Origin of the sequence: Mycoplana dimorpha (assembly GCF_003046475.1) — a bacterium.
Taxonomy (GTDB): domain Bacteria; phylum Pseudomonadota; class Alphaproteobacteria; order Rhizobiales; family Rhizobiaceae; genus Mycoplana; species Mycoplana dimorpha.
In genome coordinates this window covers 1-1,822 of record NZ_PZZZ01000022.1, presented here as the reverse complement: position 1 = coordinate 1,822, position 1,822 = coordinate 1, and the positions used below count along the sequence as shown (strand labels likewise).

Genomic DNA, 1,822 nt, shown 5'->3' with positions numbered 1-1,822 from the left:
TGGTGCCATGCGTAAACCCTGTAATCGTCATATGTCGAAGCCTCGTTCGGCAACAACATCAACAATCACACGCTGATCCGGAAGGTGGGGGAAAACCAGCGCTTACGTCAATCTCGATGCGGCCGTCGGTAAGGAAGAGCTTCAGACCATCCCAGTATTTGGCAATGTAGGCCAAAGCCTCGCCGAGCGGGGACTTCGTTGCGACGCGGGCGCGGTTATGGATAAGCCATGTATGCAAGTCAGCCACGAGCGGTGCTGACCGTTCTAGGCGACCTTCAAGCCGAGCCTCCGGATCAAGGCCGCGCAGTTCGGCTTCGATCCGATATAGTGGGCGACTTTTACATGGCATCGGAACGTGTTAAAAGACTAGCGCTATGACAAAGCATTTTGGAAACCAGATCACTCCCGCGGAATTCCCCGAGCTTAACAGGCTCGTTTGGAATCGAGATCCTCGTCGTCCGATCGACGCGGTTGAAGTGTTCGCATTGTACGAGCGCAACTGGCACTTTGTCGATCGTGATCAGCTAACCCGGCGGGAAGCGATGTTGATCGATGAGCTAGGCGAAGAATTCGGCCACGGCTTCAAATTGATGTAGTTTCTTGCCTGAATGGACGCGATTCTCGTCTAAAAGGGCCGGAAATGACATTCATAAAACCGGAACATGAAAACATTGCCGAGATCCTCCGTTCCATGGACGGTCGGTTTCTGGAAAGTTGCGGCTGCTACTTCGGTGGCGGGACCGCCATCGTCCTGAAGTACGGCGAGTACCGCCAATCCCTCGATGTCGATTTTCTGTGCGCGAGCACCGACGGGTACAGGGAACTTAGAGTCGCTGCACAACGGTCCGGCCCGGCGGGCCTTTTCCGTGCCGACATCAAGGCTGCCCGCGAAACCATATTCGACCGCTACGGCATTAGGATGTTCCTTTTCTACAAAGATCAATCGGTCAAGTTCGAGATCGTTCGCGAAGAACGCATTCCAGTGGGCGGTGAACTCGATGACGATCTCGGGGTTCCTGTCCTTTCATCGTCGGATATGTTCGCTGAAAAGCTACTCGCCAATTCAGATCGTTGCCTGGACCGCTCGGTTGCATACCGCGATGCAATCGACCTGGGCCGCCTAGTCATGGCTCACGGCGAAATTCCGTCAAGCGCGGTCGCGAAGGCCCAGAGGGCCTATGGCGAAAGCATTGAACATTACGCTGTGAAGATCGTGAACCATCTGCGTCAGAAGAAAGAAGTCCGTCATGCGGCCGAGGTCCTCCAGATGCACCGCGACGACGCTTTCGACGCCATCGCGGCGCTTCGTGCGGACGTGCGCCGCCTGTGGCCCGACGGTGGCGTTGAGGACGAACCAGAAGACGGTTACGACAATAGTCCATGATCAGGGTCGGCGCTCCAGCGTTCGCATCTCCGGAGTCCTGGGTTGCTCTCACTTCCGCCCGCCAATACCAAACCGGTTCGGATACGAAATAGTGGTTGCACGGAAAAGCTGCTGTTCGAACGCATGGCGGCAAACAGCTCGCTACTGGGCGTTCACGGAGGTTGCTCCCAGGCATGGCGAGTCGATTTTGCTGCCGGGTCGACTATTGGCGATGCGCTCAAGGGGCTGAACAAGCCAAGCCTGCGGATCGCATTATTCATCTTTTCGCCTGCAGTAAGGTCGCTGTGGGTCGTCGAGGTCCTGCACCATCGTCGTTGCCGGCGAACTCGTCTGGATTGCGGCTTGGTGCTAATAGATAACTCTCGCCATTATGAATAGAACCGAAGGAGCATCATACTGAGTTGAGCGTTTTCGGCTTCAAGCCGCGACCGGAGCAAC

The 1,822-nt window shown here is 56.0% G+C and carries 2 protein-coding genes and 1 pseudogene; 2 read left to right on the top strand and 1 reads right to left on the bottom strand.

All coding sequences use genetic code 11. From position 1 onward, the window contains the following. Window positions 1-106: 106 nt before the first annotated feature. Window positions 107-328 (bottom strand): annotated as a pseudogene (locus C7449_RS21500) (IS66 family transposase); the annotation flags it as partial. Window positions 329-374: 46 nt separating this feature from the next. Between C7449_RS21500 and C7449_RS21495 the strand changes: the two are divergent. Both C7449_RS21495 and C7449_RS21490 read left to right on the top strand, forming a co-directional pair. After that, entirely contained in the window at window positions 375-596 is a 222-nt protein-coding gene (locus C7449_RS21495; protein ID WP_108004939.1) for a hypothetical protein, read from the top strand. Between the two features lie 44 nt (window positions 597-640). Continuing rightward, the gene (locus tag C7449_RS21490) at window positions 641-1,384 is read left to right on the top strand and encodes a nucleotidyl transferase AbiEii/AbiGii toxin family protein (RefSeq protein WP_108004938.1); all 744 of its coding nucleotides are present in this window, start codon (window positions 641-643) and stop codon (window positions 1,382-1,384) included. Window positions 1,385-1,822 lie beyond the last annotated feature (438 nt).

Bases quoted from the DNA above. Each gene is read 5' to 3' on its own strand.
- C7449_RS21495 (WP_108004939.1), top strand. From the start codon at position 375: ATGACAAAGCATTTTGGAAACCAGATCACTCCCGCGGAATTCCCCGAG.
- C7449_RS21490 (WP_108004938.1), top strand. From the start codon at position 641: ATGACATTCATAAAACCGGAACATGAAAACATTGCCGAGATCCTCCGT.